Here is a 19769-nt window from a genome sequence, read left to right as displayed (position 1 = left end):
GCCCGCCATCGGGGCTGGTCGGCGGGCCGGGGCGGCTGGCCATCTCGGTGACGGTGGGCGAGGGTCTCGGTCGGTTGTACGTGCACTGATGTTTCCGTCCGTGTCGATCTCCGGCCATGTTCGGCTGACAGCGTTCCCTGCGGCGTCGATGGGACCGGCGCCGGAGGAGGACAAACATGGTTGTGAACCGTCGACAGCTGATGGCCGGCGCGGGGACCGCCGGCCTCGGCTTCGCCTTGGCCGGGGCGGTGGACGCCGTCTTCGCGGGCACCGCGAACGCCGCGACGCCGAAGGCCTTCCGCGGGTACGGGGAGCTCGTCGCGGATCCGAAGAAGGTCGTCGACCTGCCTGCCGGCTTCCGTTACTCGGTGTTCTCACGCGCCGGCAAGGACACGCTCGACGGCGGCGGCGCGGTGCCCGGGTCGCATGACGGCATGTTCGCCTTCCCCGGCGGATTCGGGCGCAGCGTGCTGGTGCGCAACCACGAGCTGTCGCCGGGAACCGACATCCCGGCGGTGCCGCACCGCGACGGCCTCGTCTACGACCCGGCCTGCCCCGGCGGGACGACGACCCTCACGGTCGCGGGCGACCGGCTGCTCGGCCACGTGCCGAGCCTCGCCGGCACCTACCGCAACTGCGCCGGCGGCGGCACGCCGTGGCGGACCTGGCTGTCCTGCGAGGAGACCGAGGCGACCCCGGCCACCGAGGCGGTGCTGACCAAGAAGCACGGTTACGTGTTCGAGGTCGATCCCTTCGGCCGGCTGCGCGACGCCGCCCCGGTGCCGCTGACGGCGCTCGGCCGCTTCCCGCACGAGGCGGTGGCGATCGACCCGCGATCCGGCATCGTCTACCTCACCGAAGACGCCTCCAAGCCCTATGGCCTGCTCTACCGATTCCTGCCGCGCCGCCCGCTCGGCGGCCCCGGCAGCCTGCGGGCCGGCGGAACGCTGCAGGCGCTGTCGGTGCCCGACGTGCGCGACCTGTCCGCGGTGCGGGAGCTGCGCACCAAGCTGGCCGTCACCTGGGTGGACGTGCCCGACCCCGACGCGACCACGGTGTCGGTCCGGTCGCAGTTCGACGCCGCGAAGATCACCCGGGTGCCGAAGGCCGAGGGCATCTTCTGGTCCGGGGACACCGCGTACATCGTCTCCAGCTACGCGAAGAAGGCCGACGGCGCCGCAACCGACCACTCCGGGCAGGTCTGGCGGTTCGACCCGAAGCACTCCACCCTGGAACTCGTCCTGCGCCTGGAGCCGGGCGGCCGGTTCGACGGGCCCGACAACATCACCGTCTCGCCGCTCGGCGGGATCGTGCTCTGCGAGGACGGCGACGGCGAGAACTACCTTGTCGCCCCCTCGGCGGACGGCACCCCCTACCCGCTCGCCCGCAACGCCGGCAGCGACAGCGAGTGGGCCGGCGCCACCTTCTCCCAGGACGGCCGCTGGCTGTACGCCAACGTCCAGGGCGACGGCCTCACGGTGGCCATCACCGGGCCGTGGTGGCGAGGCTGAGCGCCGTTCACTGGTAGGTGATGAGGTCCGGCGGGGGCGTGAGGGTGAGCGTCTCCGCCGGACTGAACATGTTCGTGTCCTCGTCGAGGAAGAGCTTGAATCCGGTGAAGAACGGCGCTCTGGCTGCCAGCAGCGCGTACTTGTCGAGTTTGTCCTGACGGACGCCGAACCCGTCGATGTGGAAGACGGTGGCGAGTTCGGGGCGGGCGGCGATGGCCGCCCGGTCGGGCAGCATCGATTCGGTGAACTGATGTATCACGAACAGTTTCTGTGGCAGATTGCGCGCACGGGTGAGATCGGCGAGCCAGGCCGAGACCTCGTTCAGTCCGGCCGCGTCACTGCTGCCGATCTGGCGACCGGGGATCTGGTCCGGCCCCATCTTCCATTCCGGGTCGAGGGCAAGCCCGACGTCCGGCTCCCGCAGGAATTGCTCGTACCGCCGCGCCTGGTCCAGAAAACGCCCGCGCCCGGGCTGCAGGTCGAGGATGAGCAGCATCCGGTGCGCCCGGGCGGCGGCGAGGTACGGCTCGACCGCGGCCGCCGGCAGCGCGGAGCTGTACAGCCCGTCCGGGCCGGGTGAGGCCGACGCGACGGTCGTGATGAGCTCCATCGCCGGCTGCACCGGCCGGCCGCCCGCGGCGAAGGGCGCCGCGGCCGCGAGCACGCGCTGCGCCGCCTGCTCCGGCGTTCCCTCGCCGAGCACGCCGAGCGCACCACCGCCCACCGAGCCGTAGTGCGCCACGATCCGGTAGCGCGGCAGCAGCGTGCGCCCGCCCATCGGCAGCTGCGGCGCGCTGACGCCCCCGGCCGCGGGCCGCCCCGGCTCGTCCCCGTGTCCGACCGCACCGGCCTCGGGCGTCGATCCCCGCTGCTCCCTGCCGGGGCCGACCGGGCTGGTGGCGCCGGCTGCGGGTGCGCGCTGCGCCGCCGCGGTCTGCCGCGCGCCCGTCGGCTGCGAGCCGCATCCCGCCCCGAGCACCGAGACGAGCAGCAGGAGGCCCAGCACCACGACCGGCAGCGCACCTCGCCACCCGCGCTGCCCGCCGCCGCGGCGCGAGTCGTCGTGCCGCGAGTCGTCGTGCCGAAGGCTGCCCCGGTGCACTGTCGCTCGGTGATCGGCCATGCCGCCGCTCCTACCCCGCGCAACACCGGATCATGGCGCCCGAGCAGGGGGAGATGCGCTGCCGCCCAGGCGGATCCCGCGGCGACGGGGGGGCCGTCGACGGCTCTCGGGCGGCCCCCACGCCGTCCGATGGATATCTCCACCGTCGAAGACCAATCTTCGTATTCATTTCTGCATGTTAATTCAGTGCCCGACGGTTCGGTGGCACGGTGATCGCGCATCGGTGGAGGCCAGGTCAATGTGGTCTCTCTGTCCGCGGACGTACCTTTTTGGTTCAGCCTCGTGCGTTCCGGTCGCGGCCGTTTAAAGTTGGATGAGCAGTCGTAGATCGGGCGGTTTGAAGTCTGCGAGGGACTGTGATGCGGGGACGATTGTCGACGCGCGGTTCGCGTGAGCCCACGTCGGTGCACACGGACGGTGGCGTCGGCGCCGCCATCCACCTCGACAACGCGGGAGGCGATATGAACAGTGTCGATATAGCCCTGAAGGAGTCGTTGGAGATCGGGGGCGCGCTCGGGGCGGCCCTCGTCGATTTCACCAGCGGCATGACCCTCGGCACGGCCGGAAACGCGCACACCCTCGACCTGGAGGTGGCCGCCGCCGGTAACACCGAAGTCATCCGGGCGAAGCTGCGGACGATGGAGAGCCTCGGCCTGCAGGACACCATCGAGGACATCCTCATCACGCTCGGCCGCCAGTACCATCTGATCCGCCTGCTGCAGAGTCACTCCGGCCGCGGCCTGTTCCTCTACCTGGTGCTGGACAAGGGGCGGGCGAACCTCGCGCTGGCCCGCCACCGCCTGCGTGCCGTCGAGGCCCAGCTCGACGTCTGACGCCGGCATCGCCGCCCCGGCCCCGGCCGGATCCCCGCGCACCGGCCACAGCGCGGGCCGGGGCGCGCTGCTTCGTCGGGAAGAGGGCAGACTTGGCTCGACGGAGCAGCGGAGGCGAATGTGACAACACTGGTCGAAACCAGGCTGGCCATCCCCGGGACGGAAGGTTGCGGAGCGGGGGCGGCTCACTCGGGAGCAGGCCGGTCGGGAGCGGGCAGGTCGGGAGCGGGCAGGTGGTGGTGATTCCGCCGGCGCTGCGGATCCGGGGCGCGGTGCTGGTCGGGCCGCAGGAGGTCCGCGACGAGCTGTGGGTCGTCGACGGTCGCATCAGCTTCACCGCGCCGACCGGCACCGCCGCCCGGGACGTGCGCACGGTGTCCGGGTGGGCGCTGCCCGGCCTGGTCGACGCGCACTGCCACGTCGGCCTCGACGCCGGCGGCGCCGTGGACCGGCCGACCGCGGAGGAACAGATCACCACCGACCGGGCGGCCGGCGCGCTGCTGCTGCGCGACGCCGGCTCCCCGGCGGACACCCGCTGGGTCGACGACCGCGACGACCTGCCCCGCCTGGTGCGCGCCGGCCGGCACATCGCCCGTCCCCGCCGCTACCTCCGCAACTACGCCGCCGAGGTCGAGCCGGACGACCTGGTGGCCGAGGTCGTCACCCAGGCCGGTCGCGGCGACGGCTGGGTCAAGCTCGTCGGGGACTGGATCGACCGCGGCGTCGGGGACCTCGCGCCCTGCTGGCCCGCGGACGCCGCGAAGGCGGCGATCGACGCGGCGCACGCGGCCGGCGCCCGGGTGACCGCTCACTGCTTCGCGGAGGACTCGCTCGCCGACCTCGTCGAGGCGGGCATCGACTGCATCGAGCACGCCACCGGGCTCACCGAGGACACGATCCCGCTGTTCGCCGAGCGGGGGGTCGCGATCGTCCCGACCCTGGTCAACATCGCCACCTTCGAGGGCATCGCCCGCGGCGCCGAGGAGAAGTTCCCCGCCTACGCCCGGCACATGCGGGCCCTGCACGCTCGCCGGTATGACACGGTGCGGGCCGCCCACGACGCCGGGATCCCCCTGTACGTCGGCACCGACGCCGGGGGCAGCCTGCCGCACGGCCTGGTCGCCGCCGAGGTCGCCGAGCTACGCCGCGCCGGCCTGCCGGCACAGGCCGCGCTGTCCGCGGCCACCTGGTCGGCGCGGGCGTGGCTGGGGCATCCGGCGCTCACCGAGGGCGCCCCCGCCGACCTGGTCGTCTACCCCGCCGACCCGCGCGCCGACGTCGGCGTCCTCGCCGCCCCCGACCTCATCGTCCTGCGCGGCCGTCCCGTCGCCCCCTGATCCCTGCCCCTGACTCGCAGGCCTCGGCCCGCGTGCTCCGCTTCCGAGCCGAGAATCCGGGGCTCACCCGGCCGTCGCGAGAACAGCAGAACCCGACAGCGGGAGCCGAAAGCGGGAGCCGACACCCGGAGTCTCCGGTCGGACGCCGGAATCCGCCGGTCGCGTCACGCCATTCTTTTCGGTGATGGCACCCTTTGTTGTACGCGGCGGGTAAAATTCGGCGTGTCGGCCGGTCGGAGTCGTCATCGTGCGTGCCCCGGCCCCGGGAAGCTGGTCCCGGAGGGAGTGGACGGTGGGCACGGTTGTCGTCCGGGAGCGGGAACGTCGCCCCGACGGGTCGTTCGCGGTTCGACTGGCGTTCGACGACGGTGTCGACTATGACATCGATGTACGTGATCCCGCCGACGAGCGGGACGAAGCGTCGTTGGCGTGGTATTTCGAGGAGCACCTGCGCTATCCGTTCCTCGACAAGGATCTGGAGCGGGCAGCGGAGGCGCGGATCGCCGAGTACGGGCGGGTGCTGTTCACCCAGGTTTTCGGCGGCGCGGGGGCGTATGACTATCGGCGGATGCGGGAGCAGGGATTCGACGGCTGCCGGGTGGAGGTGAGTGGGTCGGCGGCATTCCAGCGCCTGCACTGGGAGGCCCTGCGGGATCCCGACCTGCCTTCACCGCTGGCGGTGCGGCTGCCGGTGACGCGGCGGGTGGAGCCGTTGGCGGCCCGGTTCGAGGGGGTGTCGGGTCGGACGACGTTGAACATTCTGGTGGTCACGGCGAGACCGGACGGCCCGTCCGACGTGGGTTTTCGGACGTTGTCACGGCCGTTGCTGGACGCGCTGCGGCAGGCTCCGGTACCGGTGCAGGTGGATCTGGTCCGCCCGGGGACGTGGGACGCGCTGCGCGACCATCTCGACGAGGCGCGTGCCGAGCACGGATCAGGTTGGTACCACGTGGTTCATTTCGACCTGCACGGCCTGTTCACCACGCAGGCCGAACTGGCGGCAGGGCAGTGGGCGGCGGAGGGGTTGTTCCTGCGGCGGCGGTTCGAGGCGTTCGACGGCGAGCAGGGATTCCTGTTCTTCGAGACCGCGCGGGACGGGGATGCCGAGCCTGTTCCCGCGGGCGCGGTTGCCGGCCTGCTGGCGGAGCACCGGGTGCCGGTGGCGGTGGTCTCGGCGTGCCAGTCGGCGATGCAGCACGGGGACGAGGCGAGCCTGGCCCACCGACTGGTCGAGGCCGGAGTGCCCACGACGGTGGGGATGGCCTATTCGGTGACGGTGTCGGCGGCGGCGCGGGCGATCCCGGCCCTGTACGGCAGGCTGGCCGCGCAGGCGGATCCGGTGGCCGCGGTGCACGTCGCCCGGCGACGGCTGTTCGAGGAGCCGGCCCGGCAGGCGTACTTCAACGAGGAACTCACGTTGGAGGACTGGATGCTGCCGGTGCTCTACCGGCAGCGCCCGGTGGATCTGCGGCTACGGGAGATGACCGGGCCGGAATCCGAACGGTTCTACGCCAGGCAGGCGGCGGTGGCCGACGAACCGGCTACCGAGTACGGCTTCGTCGGCCGAGACCTGGACGTGCAGACCGTCGAACGCCGCCTCCTGCTCGACGACGTTCGGAACGTGCTGCTCGTGCGGGGAATGGCCGGGGCCGGGAAGTCGGCGCTGCTGGCCCATCTGGGCTGGTGGTGGCAGCGCACCGGCCTGGTGGACGAGGTGTTCCGATTCAGCTACGAGGATCAGGCGTGGACTGCCGGGCAGATCGTGCGAGAGATCGGGAGACGTCTCCTCGACCCGGTCGAGCAGGCGAGACTCGACGCGCTGTCCGAGGACGCCCAGCTGGAGAAGATCGCGGGGCTGCTACGGTCCCGACGGCACCTGCTCCTCGTGGACAACGCCGAGTCGATCACGGCGAGTCCGGCGTCGATCCCGCACGCCCTCCCCGAACCCGAGCAGCAGCGGCTGCGGCTGCTGCTGGGTCGGCTGCGGGGCGGCCGGACGCTGGCCCTGATCGGCTCCCGCGAGGCGGAGGGCTGGCTCGCCCCCGGGACCTTCACGGACAACGTCTACCTGCTGCCCGGGCTGGATCCCCAGGCGGCCCGGGACCTGGCCGGACGGATCCTGATCCGCCACGGCGCCACCCGGCACCGGGAGGATCCTGACCAACGGGCGGCGCTGGACCGGCTCATCGACCTGCTCGGCGGCTACCCGCTCCCGCTCACCGCCGTCCTGCCCGTGCTGGCTGGAGCCACTCCGACGGGGGTCTTGGACGATCTCGACACCGGCGAGCGCGACGCCGACCCGGTCGGGCTGGTCCGCACCGCGATCGAGTACAGCTACGGCAAACTCGACCCGGCACTTCAGCAGTCCCTGCTCCTGCTCGCCCCGTTCACCGCCGTCGTGCCCACCGGCGCGTCCCTGGCCCACTACCAGGAGATCCTCGCCGGCTTTCCGGCGATCGCGGCGCTCGGCCCGCTCGACCTGGCGGGCGCGGTGGAGCATGCCGTCGGCGTCGGCCTCGCCACCCCGCACCCGCATCTCAGTGACATGGTGCAGGTCCAACCCGTTCTGCCCTACTTTCTGCGCACCCGTATCCGCGACCTTCCCCACCGGGCGGACGCGGCCGACGCCCATTACCAGTTCTACTGTGGCATCGGTGAGTGGGCCCAGCAGCTCCTCATCTCCCAGGCGGCGGAGGAACGGACACTGGGGCGGGCCGTTACCGCCGCGTCCTACGCCAACCTGCAGGGGGCCCTCACTCATGCCCTCACCACGGCACAACCCGTCCTTCCCGTTCTCGTACCGCTGGATTCGTACCTCGGGCAGACGCAGCAGCACCACCCTCGACTGCACCTGATCACCCGCACCATCGGCGCCTACCCGGACCCCGGCACCGCCTCCGGGCGGGAGGAGATCGCCCACCTGCACCATCTCGCCGGCATCGTCGCGGAGGAACAGCGCCAGTTCGACGAGGCCGAAATCCACTATCGGACCGCCCTCGACCTCAGGCTGGAGGCCGGGGACGAGAACAATGCCGCGGCCACCTACCACCAGCTCGGCAAGCTGGCGCAGATGCAGCGCCAGTTCGAGCAGGCCGACGCCCATTACCGCAGCTCCCTCGACCTCTTCCTGAATTTCGGGGACGAGCCCGGCGCCGCGAGCACCTATCACCAGCTCGGCACGCTCGCGGTGGACCGGCGACGGTTCCAGGAAGCCGAGACCTATCTCCGCCGTTCCCTCGACCTCAAGCTGAAGATCGGGGACGAGCACGGTGCCGCAGGTATTTACCACAATCTCGGCATCGCGGCCCAGCAGCAGCGACGGTTCGAGGAGGCCGGCACCCACTACCAGCACGCCCTCGACCTGCTCCGCACGTTCGGCGACCGGGACGGCGTCGCGCACACCTATTACCAGCTCGGCACGGTCGCGCAGGCACAGGGACAGTTCGAGCAGGCCGACGCCCACTACCGCCGCTCGCTCGACCTCACGCTGGCGGCCGGTAACGAGCATGGCGCCGCGCTCGCCTACCACCAGCTCGGTGCGATCGCGGTGGACCAGCGACGGTTCGAGGAAGCCGACCTCAACTACCGCCGCTTCCTCGACCTCAGCCTGAAGGTCGGTGACGAGCGAGGTGCCACGCTCGGCTACTACGGCCTGGGCAGGATTGCCCAGGAGCAGCAGCGGTTCGAGGACGCCGAGACCCACTACGGCCACGCTCTCGACCTCTTCCTGAAGTCCGGTGACGAGTACAACGCTGCCCTGACCCACCGTCAGCTCGGTGCGATTGCGCAGGGGCGGCAGCGGTTCCAGGAAGCCGAGACCCACCAGCGGCACGCTCTCGACCTTTTTCTGAAGCTCGGGGACGACCACAGCGCCGCGCTCATCTACTTCTATCTCGGCCTGGGCGCGGATCGGCAACAACGGTTCGAGGAGTCCGAAGCCCACTACCGCCAGTCCGTCACGCTCTTCCTGAAATCCGGCGATGAGCATGGCGCCGCACTCATCCACCACAACCTCGGCCTGCTCACGAAGGAGCAACAGCGGTTCGAGGAGGCCGAAGGCCACTACCGCCACGCCACCGCCCTCTTCGTGAAGACCGGCGACGACGTCCTCGCCGCGCGCACCTACCACGAGTTCGGCCTGCTCCTACAGGAGCTACAACGGTTCGAGGAGGCCGACACCCTCTACCGCCGCTCCCTCGACCTGTTCCTGAAGGTCGGGGACGAGCATGGGGCCACGCTCACCCACGGTCAGCTGGACCGGCTCGCCGAGGAGCGCCGCCGGTAGGCGCATCCCCCCCCGGGGTGGGCGTCCGGCCGCCGGTTCAGAGCAGGACGCCGAAGACCTGCGTCCAGTAGGTGCCGTACTCGCCGCCGGTGGCGTGCCCGACGCCGATCTGGCGTAGCTGCGGGATGAGGATGTTGGCCCGGTGGCCGGGGCTCTGCATCCAGCCGGCGACGACCTCCTCGGCCGTGGTCTGGCCGGCGGCGATGTTCTCGGCGACCCGGGCGTAGCGGTAGCCCAGGTCCGTCACCCGGTCGGACACCGTACGGCCGTCCGGGCTGGTGTGGGCGAAGAAGCCCCGTGCCGCCATGTCCCGGCTGTGGGACTCGGCGGCGGCGGCCAGCCGCGCGTCGACGGCGAGCGGCGCGAGGCCCTCCCGCTCGCGTTCGATGTTCGTCAGCGTGACGACCTGGGCCAGCATCGACGAGACGCCGTCCTCCCCGGCCCCGGCCGGCCCCGGCCGCTCGTCGCGCACCTGCCCGCGGCCGGCCGCGGCCTGCTCGCCCCACCGTGCCGGCGGGCCGCCGGCCGGGACGGGGGCGGCGCCGGCGCCGGCGTGGGCGGCGTGGGTCGGGGCAGGGCTGGCGGGAGTGTCCTGGCGGGGGACGGCCGGGGTGGGGTCGGGCGGGGGAGCCGCGGTCTCGGGCGTGGCCGGGCTGCCGTCGTCGACGTCCACGCCGAAGTCGCGGGCGAGGCCGGCCAGGCCGTCGGCGTACCCCTGCCCGACGGCGCGGACCTTCCACTGCGCGCCCCGACGGTAGATTTCGATGAGGGTGACCACGGTCTCGCTGGTCAGCGGCGGCGGGGTGAAGTGGGCGTTGAGGTTGCCGCGCCGGTCGTGCAACGTGACGACGGGCCCGGGCAGCCGCCCGAAGGGCGTCGTGCCGTCCTCGGAGCTGGCGACGATCACGACGCGCTCGGCACCGGGCCGCAGCCGCTCCGGGTCGACCATCACCTCGTCGCCGCTGAGGATGACGCCGGCCGTCGCCGGCTGGTTGTAGAACACGAAGTCGTCATCCCCGTCGACCTTGCCATGCGCCGCGGTCACCAACGCGCACAGGTCGAACGGCCCGATCAGGCGAACCGAGACGGGGCCGCGGGGCAGCGGCGCGTTCGCACCGGGCACGAGCTCTGTCATCCGTCCCACTCCCGTGGCTGTTCTGGTCGGCCGTGGCCGCGTACTGGTCGTGAGGCCGTGTACTGGTCGTGAGGATGCGCCGCCGTCGGCCGATCACCGGGTTCGGGCGGGCGCCGGGCGACGGCGACGTGTCGGCCTGTTCTGTCTGCCTGTTCTAGATGTACCGGGAGATGGGCGCGGCCACCATGCCTGACGCCGCGCGGCGCCAGGTCCGTGCCACGTCCGGGCGGATTGCGGCTCGTCCGAGCGACCTGGCGTGAGCGTCCGGTGTCCGCCGGTAAGGCCACGATCACCCGGCCCGGCCTGCTGCCGGGAGTCCGGTGGGCCCTGTGGGCCGCAATGGTCGCCACCGCCGATCGGTGATCATGGCGTGGGCTGCCGCGGCTGTTGTGGAGGGTTTGCTTGTCACGCCGGTCGCGCCCGCCGTACCGTCTGCGTCGGTCGCCGTGATCAGCGGTTCCGACGCGCCAGGTCCGTGGCGCGATGGGCGCCGAGCCGCTCGTCGCGACCGGGGCGGGCCGGTGGCCGCCACGGGGGACCGCTGGGGGGATGAAGCAGGGCGTGCCGGCACGCGGCGCCCGGAGCAGGGTGGACCGTGAACGACGTCATGGGCTTCGCGCTGCTCAGCCTCGGGACGGGCGCGCTGTACGCGCTGGTCGCCGCGGGCGTGGTGGTGATCGCCCGCGGGGCCGGGGTGCTCAACATGGCCCAGGGTGCGCTGGTGGCGTGGGCCGCCTACGCCTTCCACGGCCTGCACGGTCCGTGGGGGCTTCCCCTGGGTCTGGCCGCGGTGCTCGCGGTCGCGTCGACGGCCGGCATCGGCGTCGGGTTCCAGGTTCTGGTCATGCGCCCGCTGCGGGAGGCGACGGCGCTGCTGCGGCTGATGGCGACCCTCGGCCTGCTGATCATTCTCCAGTCGTCGCTGACGCTGATGTTCGCCGGTGCGGTGCGCACCTCCCCGACGGTGCTGCCCACCGGCACGGTCGAGCTGTTCGGCGAGTCCGTCGGCGTGGACGTGTTCGTCCGGCTCGCCGCGGTCGTCGCGGTCGTCGCGGCGGCGTGGGCGGTCTTCCGGTTCACGACGGTGGGGCTCGCGGCGACGGCGGCCACCGAGAACCCGCGGGCCGCCGCCACCTTCGGCTGGTCCGTCGACGCGATCGCCGCCGGGGCGTGGGGTGCCGGCGGCGCGCTCGCCGGGCTCGGGGGCGTCCTGCTCGCCCCGCTGCAGAACCCGCTGTCCGCGACGAACCTGCTGCTGCTCATCGTGCCGGCGCTGGCGGTGGCGCTGGTGGCGCGGTTCGCGTCCTTCCCCGGGGTGCTGCTCGGCGGTCTCGCCCTCGGCGTCATCGAGGTGGAGGCGCAGTACGAGCTCGTCGCACACCATCCCTGGTGGCGCGGGGTCGACCGAGCGGTGCCGCTGGCCGTCATCGTCTTCTACCTGGCCGTACGCGGCCGGGGCCTGCCCGAGCGGGGCCACCTCGCCGAGCGCCATCCGGTGCTCGGCAGCGGCCGGGTCCATCCGCGTGCCCTCGCCGTCGCCGTCGCGGCGATGCTGGCGGCGGTCTGGCTGCTGCCCCGTGACTGGGTCGACGCCCTCGACGCCAACGCGCTGTGGGCGTTGATCATCCTGTCGGTCGTGGTGCTCGTCGGGTTCACCGGGCAGCTCTCGCTGGCCCAGCTCGCCTTCTCCGGGATCGCGGCGCTCATCGCCGGGCGGCTGGTGGCGACCCGCGGCTGGCCGCTGGAGGCGGCGATGGCCGTCGGGGTGGCCGGCACCGCCGTCGTCGGGCTGCTGTTCGCGCTGCCCGCGCTGCGCACCCGGGGGTTGCAGCTCGCGGTGGTGACGCTCGGCCTCGGCGCGGCCGTCGACGCCCTGCTGTTCCAGCGTGGCTACCACTCTCCGCCACCCCCGGGGGCGGGGGGACTCGGGTCGCTGTTCGGTGACCTCGCCTCGCCGGAGGGAACGGTGGTGGGACGCCAGCGCTTCCTCGGCGTCCCGCTGGACAAGGTGACCGATCCGCGGGGCTTCGCGACCGTGTCCGTGCTCGCCTTCGTCCTGGTCGCGCTCGCGGTCGCGAACCTGCGCCGGGGACGGGCCGGGCGGCGGCTCATCGCGGTGCGGACCAACGAGCGCGCCGCCGCGGCGCTGGGCATCAGCGTCGTGGCCGCCAAGCTGTACGCGTTCGCGTTGTCGGCGGCCATCGCCGGGTTCGGCGGGGTGCTCTACGCCTTCTACGTCTACGGCGAGCGCGGCAACATCGACTACGGCGACGGAACGTTCGCGCCGTTCTCCTCGATCCTGCTCATCGCCTACGCCGTCGTCGGCGGGGTCGGCTGGGTCAGCGGCTCGTTCGCGGGCGCGACGATGGCCGCCGGCGCGCTGGCGACCCGCATCGGCGGCGCGGTCGGGGAGTGGCTCGGCCGGCTCGGCGCGCTGCTGCGGGTCGTCGTCGCGGCGATCGCCGGCGTGGGTGGTCTCGCCGCCGGCGCCGCGGTGGCCGGCGACCGGCGCACCGGCGCTCGGCTCGGCGCGGCGGCGCGGCGGCGGCTGCCCTGGGTCGTCGCGGTGGGAGCGGCCGTGCTCGGCGTCGCCTTCGGGGGCGTGGTGCGCGACTGGCTGGCCGAGCTGGACCGGTACGTGCCGCTGATCGGCGGGATCGTCCTCGTCGTCGTGCTCTCCCGCTCCGGCGGCGGGATGGCGCCCGAGAACGCCCGCACCGCCCGCCTGCTGCGCGACCGCCACCTGCCCGGCGCGGCCGACCGTCGCCGTCGCGCCGACGCCGGCCGGCTGGACCGGGCGCTGCGCGCGGCCCCGGGGGACCGCCCGGCGCTCGCTCCTGCGCACTCTCCGACGCTCGCATCGGGCGCACCTGCGCACTCTCCGGCGCTCGCTGCGGGCGCCCCTGTCGCCGTCTCGCCGGGGCGCGGGTTCTCCGGCGCGGTGGAGCCGGCGGCGCTGTCGGTGCGGGGGCTGACGGTCAGCTTCGGCGCGGTGCACGCGGTGCGCGCCGTCGACCTGCGGGTCGCGCCCGGCCAGGTGGTCGGGATGATCGGCCCGAACGGCGCGGGCAAGACGACGGTCATCGACGCGATCACCGGCTACACCTCCGCGTCGGTCACCTCGATGACCCTCGGCGAGGTCCGCCTCGACCGGCTGCCCGCGCACCGGCGGGCCCGCGCGGGCATCAGCCGGTCGTTCCAGAACCTGGAGCTGTTCGACGACCTCACCGTGCTGGAGAACATCCAGGCGGCCAGCGACCGCCGCGACGCCCGCGCGTACCTGACCGACCTGGTGGTCCCGCGGTCGCGGCCGCTGCCCGCCGCGGCGATCGCCGCCGTCGACGCCTTCGGGCTGCGCGAGGATCTGCTGCGCACCGTCTCCGACCTGCCCTACGGCCGCCGCCGGCTGCTGGCCATCGCCCGCGCCGTCGCGGCCGGGCCGGCCGTGCTGCTGCTCGACGAGCCGTGCGCCGGCCTCGACGAGTCGGCCAGCGCCGAGGTCGCGGCCCTGCTGCGCCGCCTCGCGGACGAGTGGGGGCTGGGCATCCTGCTCAACGAGCACGACATGAACGTGATCATGGGAGTCTGCGACCGGGTGGTCGTCCTCGACGCCGGCACGCTCATCGCCGAGGGAACCCCGGCGCAGGTGGCCGCCGACCCCCGGGTGCGGGCGGCCTACCTCGGTGACCCGGAGCCCGCCTACGCCCCCCTTCCCTGACCAGCCCCGCCGGCCAGCCGGCGCGCGCCGCCGGCGCAGGGGGATGGTGGCGCGTCGCTGCCCGGCGGGCGGACGGCGCTCAGGAGCCGGCGCGACGCAGGATGTCCAGGCCGTTGTAGGTCTCGGGGCCGAGGGGGACGAACGACTTCGAGGCGCTGTCCCAGCGGGCACCCCGCAGAGTCGTGTTGAAGATGCGCTCCGCGCCGGGGATCGGGGTGGTCGCGGTGAGGTCCAGCGGCGGGACGATGCCGCCCAAGTCCAGATGCCTGGTCCGGTTGAGCTGGGCGAGCAGGTTCTTCGACGTCAGCGGCCCGGACACCTGACTGCCGACCTTCGCGGCGATCTGGACGGACAGCCACGCCCCGGTGGTGGTCGTCGTGGTGCGCAGGGCGGGTGCGGCGTCGGCGTCCCCGGCGGCCTGCTCCGCGTCCAGCTCGGAGACCATCCGCGCGACCTCGGGGAACTGGGCGGCCTGGCTCAGTTCCGGGAAGGCGGTGGCGACGACGAGCTTGTCCGCCGCCGGGCCGAGCGTGGCCAGGTACTTCGGCGACAGGGTGCCCGCCGCGTGGCAGGTGCGGATCTGCTGGCCGGACTTGGAGATCACCGCGTAGGCGGCCTGGTCGAACACGACCAGCACCGCGCCGTCGGCGCCGGAGCGCGACAGCTGGGAGATCGCCGGGGTGAAGTCGCTCGTCGTGATCGGGATGCGGATCTTCGGGTTGATCGGGTGGCTGACGGCCTTCGCGCCGCCCTCGGCCATGACGATCAGCCGGTCGCTGGCGCTGAGGTCGTAGCCGACCAGGCCGAGGTGGCTCGCGCCCGCCTTCACCAGCAGCGCCGGGCAGACCGCCGGGTAGAGCGTCAACGGGCTGACGACGTAGCTGACGGGGGAGCTGAGCTCGGAGCCGTCGGCGGAGATGCCGGCCGACCCGATCGACGGGATGCCCGCGTTCTGCAGGATCGGCATGATCCCACCGGTGCCGCTGACCTCGCTGACGACGGCGAGGACGCCGGAGTCGACGGCCTGCTGGGCGCACTTCTTCGCGCTGGCGGCGTCGTTGCGTTCGTTGCAGTGGACGAGCTCGACGGGGTGCCCGGCGATCCCGCCGCGGGCGTTGACGCCACGGACGGCGGCGCGGGCGGACGCCACCATCTCGGGGTAGTTCGTCCCCGCGGTGCCCGTCGGCGCGATGATCATCAGCTTGACGGGGGATCCCTTCGCGGCGGGATCGGACGCCGCCGAGCCGCCCGACCCGCCGTCCGAACCACCGCCGCACCCGGCGAGCGTCGCCGCGAGTGCGGCGGCCAGACCCGCCCGGGCCAGACCTGTCCGGGCGAGCCCACGCAGCCCGTACCGTCGTCGCACGTCCGTCTCCTCGTCATCCGCCCGCCCGGCCGCGCCGGGCACCCCCGTTCCGCCGCCGGGGCCAGCCACGGTAGACCCGTCCCGTCTGGGCGGATACGCCAGGGTGAGCCGTGGCGGGACCGTCACGATGCGGAACGGTACCGGGACGGGGAGGTCGCCACCGGGTAGAGCGGTGGCGGTGCGGCGGGGACCCGCGGCGGGGCCCTGCGACGGGGATCCGGCGACCGGGCCGTGCGACGGAACGATGCGGCGGCCCGGCCGGGCGGGTCAGATCACCTGGGACCAGGCGTAGGTGAATCCCATGATCTGATCGGCGAGCGTTTCGAGTCTCGCGGCGGCGGCGGCGTCGACGAGCCGGCCGGCGGAGTCGAACAGGGGCTGCTCGGTGTTGAGCGTCACGCCCAGTGGGGTCGGCCAGCCGCGCAGGGCGTGCACGGACGAGCGCAGGGCGCTCAGCGTCGTTCCGGCCGCCTGGCTGCCCTCGGCGCAGACGATGAGACCGACTGCCCGCCCGTCGAGGTACGGCCGCGGCGCGCCGCGCAGGTCCTCCAGGTAGTCCAGCGCGTTCTTGACCAGGCCGGACATCCCGCCGTGGTAACCGGGAGTGGCGATCACGACGGCGTCGGACTGCTCCACGGCGGCGAGCAGGCGCAGGGCCGCGGTGGAGCGCTCGCGGCGTTCGGGCGCGTACATCGGCAGGTCCAGCTCGGCGGATCCGAACTGCACCGTCTCGGCGCCGGCCTGGGCCATCGTCGCGAGTACGGTCGTCAGAGCCCGGTGGGTGGTGGAGTCGGCCCTGGTGGTGCCGCCGATCCCGACGATCATCGGACGGCGGCGACGGGAGCGGACCGGCCCGGGCCCGGTGGGCGGCGCCTCGACGGGCCGGTGGGCCACCCGGCTGGGCAGAGGGGAGAACGGCTCGCCGCCAGGCCGTTGACCGTGGCCGACGACCTGCTCCGTGGAGCCGGCGTTCGACCGGAACGCACCGTATGAGTCCCCCACAACCCCTCCTCAGACCCTGCTTCGGCTCACCTTGGCGCGGTCGTGGACCGCCGCGCCACCCGCCGTGACGTCTGTCTATCCGACCGACCCCGGCGGGGTGGCGGCGGGTCCGCTCGGGCACGGACCGTCGCCGTCGCCACTGACGCCGTCGCCACTGACGCCGTCGCCACTGACGCCGTCGCCACTGACGCCGTCGCCACTGACGCCGTCGACGCCGGGCTGCGGGCGGTGGCCGCCGTGATGCATCCTCCCGGCGCCCCGCAGCGACGCGGGCAGCGCGCGGGCCCCGGGGCCGAGGGCGCCGATCCGGTCGGCGGGGTTGGAGATCCGGCAGCGGCGCAGCGACAGGCAGCCGCAGCCGATGCACGAGTCGAGCCCGTCGCGCAGGGCCTCCAGGGCGGCGATCTCCTCGTCCAGCCGGGTGCGCCAGCGCCGCGAGATGGCCGACCAGTCCGCCTTCGTCGGGGTGCGGGCGTCCGGCAGTGACGCCAGCGCCTGCGCGACCTCGTCGAGGCTCAGGCCCATCGCGGTGGCCGCGCGGATGAACGCCAGCCGGCGCAGCACGTGGCGTTCGTACCGGCGCTGGCCGCCGGCGGTGCGGGTGGCGGCGAGCAGCCCCTGCCGCTCGTAGAAGCGCAGCGCCGAGGGTGCGAATCCGCTGCGCCGCGACAGCTCGCCGACGGTCAGCAGGTCGGTGGGGAGCATGCCCGCGATCCTACGTCTCTGTAGCTGAAGTCAGGTTCAACTGTCACCGGCGGAAGGGGCCGGTCACCTCGAACGTGATGCCGCCGCGGTTGCGCCCGGTCACCCCGCGCTGGGAGGAGAAGTACAGGCGGCTGCCGTCCGGGCTGAACGCCGGGCCGGTGATCTCGGACCTGTCGTGTCCCGGCAGCCGCAGGAAGGGCGCGACGACGCCGTCCGGGGTGATGAGTACCAGGGCGGGACGGGAGTGGTCCTCGGCCACGTACAGGTCTCCCGAGCGCGCGCCGACGACGTTGTCCACGCCGGTGAGCGGCGGCGGGTCGGGCTGGCTCGCCCGGTCGTAGACCAGGTCGAGCCGCCCGGCGTCCGCCCGGTACGCCCACACCCGGTCGTCGCCCTTGGTGGTCAGGTAGCAGACGCCGTGGGCGTACCAGCAGCCCTCGCCACCGTTGAACTGGCGGGCCCCGCGAACCTGCCGGCGGGTGGCCCGGGGGAAGCCGTCCGGGTCGGGTACGCGCTCCCAGCGCACCGGCCCGGACTCGGCGTGCGCATCGGCGACCAGCACCTCCAGCCGGCCGGCGGACAGGTCGCCCCAGCGGTCCGGACGGAACCGGTAGAAGCAGCCGTCCTTGCGGTCCTCGGTCAGGTAGATCACCCGGTGGTCGGGGTCGCAGGCGGCCGCCTCATGGGCGAAGCGGCCCAGGGCCGGGCGCGCCACGGCCTTGCGCGACCCGTCCGGCCACGCCTCGTACACCCGGCCGGAGAAGAACTCCTCGCACGACAGCCACGTCCCCCACGGGGTGGCCCCGCCGGCGCAGTTGGCGGTGGTGCCGCCGAGGATGCGCCCCGCCGAGGCGATCGTCCCGTCGGCTCGGAACCGCAGCGCCGAGGCGCCGCCGTGCAGCATCACCTCGGAGTTCGACACGTAGGTCCAGCCGCCGCCGGGCCCGGGGAAGCAGGCCCCGCCGTCCGGCGCGTCGTGCCACACGTACTCGGTCGCGCCGACGAGCAGGTGCGAGCGGGCGACGATCCGGCTGGTGAAGCCGGCGGGAAGGGCCACCCCCGAACGGTCCGGCGGGCGCAGCGGCCCGTAGGGCCCCACTCCGGGCCGGGCGGTGGCGGCCAGGGCCGCACGCCAGGTGGCCCCGGAGAACGCGGCGGTGCCCAGCGCCGCCACCGCCGAGCGCAGCAACGTCCGTCGATCCATGCCCTGCCGTCCCTTCCGAGCCGGTCGGCCGCCGGCCTCCGACTGCCGACTGCCGGCGGTTGACCGCTGCCGCCTGTCCGATCCGCCGTGTGATGCGCGTTGCATGCGTCGGGGGGCCGCGACGCGCCGACGGCCCCGGCCCCTGCCCGGCCGTCGCCCGTCCGGATCGCCGCACGTGCGGGTTGTCGCGACCGCGCCGCGGCGGTGCCACCCCCTGACCCTAGAGTCGTCAGTGCGTTGCGTCAGGTAACCGGGCGGTCCGGGTGGCCTGTCGCCTCGGCCGCCGGTGGATCTTCCGGGGTGGTCCGGACGGGGCCGGTCCGGCCGGGGCCGTGGCAGGCTGTCGAATCGATGGACGACACCACGCATCGGCGGTTCAATCCCCTGACCGGCCGCTGGGTCCTGGTCTCGCCGGGGCGGGTTCGGCGCCCCTGGCACGGCGGCCGGGAGACGGCGGCGACGCCTCCCGCCGTCGCGTACGATCCCGCCTGCCACCTGTGCCCCGGCAACGAGCGTGCGGGCGGCGCTCGCAATCCCGACTACCGGGGCACGTACGTGTTCACCAACGACTTCCCGGCGCTGCGACCCGCCGAGAGCGATCCCGCGCCGCCCGGCGCCGACCCGGGCGGACTGCTGCGCAGCGCCCCCGCGCACGGGACCTGCCGGGTCGTCTGCTTCGGCCCGCACCACGGCCGTGGGCTGGTCGACATGTCCTCCTACGAGGTCCGCGCGGTCGTCGACACGTGGGCGGCGCAGGAGGCCGAGCTGTCCGAGCGGTGGCGCTGGGTGCAGGTCTTCGAGAACCGCGGCACCGCGATGGGCGCCTCCAACCCCCATCCCCACGGGCAGATCTGGGCCTGCGACGCCCTGCCCGACGAGGCCGCCGCCGAGGACACCCACCAGCGGGAGCACTTCGCCCGGTCGGGCAGCTCGCTGCTGCTCGACTACCTGCGCACCGAGACACGCGCCGCGGAGCGGATCGTTCTCGACGACTCCGACTGGCTCGTCGTCGTGCCGTTCTGGGCGGTGTGGCCCTTCGAGACGCTGCTGCTGCCCCGCCGACCCGTCCAGCGGCTCGCCGACCTCGACCGCGCCCAGCGGGACAGCCTGGCCGACGTGCTGGGCCGCCTGCTCGCCGGCTACGACGCCCTGTTCGACCACCCGTTCCCGTTCTCGATGGGCTGGCACGGCGCCCCTGGTCCGCACCCGGCGGGGGCCACGAGCCGGCCGACCGGTTCGCGGCGTCCCGCCGAGGGGGTCTGGCAGCTGCACGCCCACTTCTACCCGCCGCTGCTGCGCTCGCCGACGATCCGCAAGCACCTCGTCGGCTACGAGATGCTCGCGGAGCCCGCGCGCGACCTCACCCCCGAGGACGCCGCGGGCCGGTTGCGCGCGGTCATGGCGGACGCCTGGGACGGGGAGGCAACCCTGCCCGGCGGCCTCGAGGCGGTCCCCGCCGCGCCGCTGCGGATCCGTCCGTCGTGACGTCGCCCCCGGGCCGCCCGGGCTCGGCGGGCCGCCGGGGTTCGACGGGCCACCGGGGTTCGGCG

General features: G+C 73.7%; 12 protein-coding genes. 6 read left to right on the top strand and 6 right to left on the bottom strand.

What is annotated here, in order from left to right:
• Window positions 1-176 precede the first annotated feature (176 nt).
• On the top strand, window positions 177-1511 hold the full coding sequence (locus tag FRAAL_RS24555; RefSeq protein ID WP_011606719.1) for an alkaline phosphatase PhoX: 1335 nt from the start codon (window positions 177-179) through the stop codon (window positions 1509-1511).
• 7 nt (window positions 1512-1518) lie between these two features.
• Here FRAAL_RS24555 and FRAAL_RS24550 read toward each other — a convergent pair whose 3' ends face one another.
• A complete protein-coding gene (locus FRAAL_RS24550; RefSeq protein WP_063822662.1) occupies window positions 1519-2634 on the bottom strand; it encodes a hypothetical protein in 1116 nt (371 codons plus the stop codon).
• A 461-nt stretch (window positions 2635-3095) separates the two neighbouring features.
• On the opposite strand from FRAAL_RS24550, the gene FRAAL_RS24545 reads away from it, so the two are divergent.
• The 3 genes from FRAAL_RS24545 (at window position 3096) to FRAAL_RS24535 (ending at window position 9089) form a co-directional block, all read left to right on the top strand.
• Window positions 3096-3467, top strand: coding sequence for a hypothetical protein (locus FRAAL_RS24545; protein WP_041940970.1), 372 nt, complete (start codon window positions 3096-3098; stop codon window positions 3465-3467).
• Between the two features lie 239 nt (window positions 3468-3706).
• Window positions 3707-4804: an amidohydrolase family protein gene (locus FRAAL_RS24540; RefSeq protein WP_011606716.1), complete on the top strand. Its 1098-nt coding sequence runs from the start codon at window positions 3707-3709 to the stop codon at window positions 4802-4804.
• A gap of 292 nt (window positions 4805-5096) precedes the next feature.
• Complete coding sequence (locus FRAAL_RS24535; RefSeq protein ID WP_157892212.1) at window positions 5097-9089, top strand: CHAT domain-containing tetratricopeptide repeat protein; 3993 nt, start codon at window positions 5097-5099, stop codon at window positions 9087-9089.
• 37 nt (window positions 9090-9126) lie between these two features.
• Here FRAAL_RS24535 and FRAAL_RS24530 read toward each other — a convergent pair whose 3' ends face one another.
• A complete protein-coding gene (locus FRAAL_RS24530; protein WP_041939742.1) occupies window positions 9127-10224 on the bottom strand; it encodes a CAP domain-containing protein in 1098 nt (365 codons plus the stop codon).
• 595 nt (window positions 10225-10819) lie between these two features.
• Between FRAAL_RS24530 and FRAAL_RS24525 the strand changes: the two genes are divergently transcribed.
• A complete protein-coding gene (locus tag FRAAL_RS24525) occupies window positions 10820-13942 on the top strand; it encodes an ABC transporter permease subunit (RefSeq protein WP_011606711.1) in 3123 nt (1040 codons plus the stop codon).
• Between the two features lie 79 nt (window positions 13943-14021).
• On the opposite strand, the gene FRAAL_RS24520 is transcribed toward FRAAL_RS24525, so the two are convergent.
• The 4 genes from FRAAL_RS24520 to FRAAL_RS24505 all read right to left on the bottom strand — a co-directional run bounded on the left by FRAAL_RS24520 (window position 14022) and on the right by FRAAL_RS24505 (window position 18219).
• On the bottom strand, window positions 14022-15308 hold the full coding sequence (locus FRAAL_RS24520) for an ABC transporter substrate-binding protein (protein WP_011606710.1): 1287 nt from the start codon (window positions 15306-15308) through the stop codon (window positions 14022-14024).
• A gap of 267 nt (window positions 15309-15575) precedes the next feature.
• Window positions 15576-16310, bottom strand: coding sequence for an NADPH-dependent FMN reductase (locus FRAAL_RS24515; protein WP_083866915.1), 735 nt, complete (start codon window positions 16308-16310; stop codon window positions 15576-15578).
• Window positions 16311-16385: 75 nt separating this feature from the next.
• On the bottom strand, window positions 16386-17015 hold the full coding sequence (gene soxR, locus FRAAL_RS24510) for a redox-sensitive transcriptional activator SoxR (RefSeq protein WP_011606708.1): 630 nt from the start codon (window positions 17013-17015) through the stop codon (window positions 16386-16388).
• 43 nt (window positions 17016-17058) lie between these two features.
• The gene (locus FRAAL_RS24505) at window positions 17059-18219 is read right to left on the bottom strand and encodes an alkaline phosphatase PhoX (protein WP_041939741.1); all 1161 of its coding nucleotides are present in this window, start codon (window positions 18217-18219) and stop codon (window positions 17059-17061) included.
• Between the two features lie 351 nt (window positions 18220-18570).
• Here FRAAL_RS24505 and FRAAL_RS24500 point away from each other — a divergent pair, with 351 nt between their 5' ends.
• Window positions 18571-19704 carry a UDP-glucose--hexose-1-phosphate uridylyltransferase gene (locus FRAAL_RS24500; protein ID WP_050997443.1) on the top strand — a complete coding sequence of 378 codons (1134 nt, stop codon included), beginning with the start codon at window positions 18571-18573 and terminating at the stop codon, window positions 19702-19704.
• Window positions 19705-19769 lie beyond the last annotated feature (65 nt).

It is taken from the genome of Frankia alni ACN14a (assembly GCF_000058485.1).
In the GTDB taxonomy this organism is placed as follows: Bacteria; Actinomycetota; Actinomycetes; order Frankiales; family Frankiaceae; genus Frankia; species Frankia alni.
Note: the sequence above shows the minus strand (reverse complement) of the source record. Positions and strands in the feature narration are given on the sequence as shown.

What these genes read in the sequence shown, in the direction of transcription:
- FRAAL_RS24555 (WP_011606719.1), top strand. Translation starts at nt 177, where the DNA reads ATGGTTGTGAACCGTCGACAGCTGATGGCCGGCGCGGGGACCGCCGGC.
- FRAAL_RS24550 (WP_063822662.1), bottom strand. Translation starts at nt 2,634, where the DNA reads ATGGCCGATCACCGAGCGACAGTGCACCGGGGCAGCCTTCGGCACGAC.
- FRAAL_RS24545 (WP_041940970.1), top strand. Translation starts at nt 3,096, where the DNA reads ATGAACAGTGTCGATATAGCCCTGAAGGAGTCGTTGGAGATCGGGGGC.
- FRAAL_RS24530 (WP_041939742.1), bottom strand. Translation starts at nt 10,224, where the DNA reads ATGACAGAGCTCGTGCCCGGTGCGAACGCGCCGCTGCCCCGCGGCCCC.
- soxR (WP_011606708.1), bottom strand. Translation starts at nt 17,015, where the DNA reads ATGCTCCCCACCGACCTGCTGACCGTCGGCGAGCTGTCGCGGCGCAGC.
- FRAAL_RS24505 (WP_041939741.1), bottom strand. Translation starts at nt 18,219, where the DNA reads ATGGATCGACGGACGTTGCTGCGCTCGGCGGTGGCGGCGCTGGGCACC.
- FRAAL_RS24500 (WP_050997443.1), top strand. Translation starts at nt 18,571, where the DNA reads ATGGACGACACCACGCATCGGCGGTTCAATCCCCTGACCGGCCGCTGG.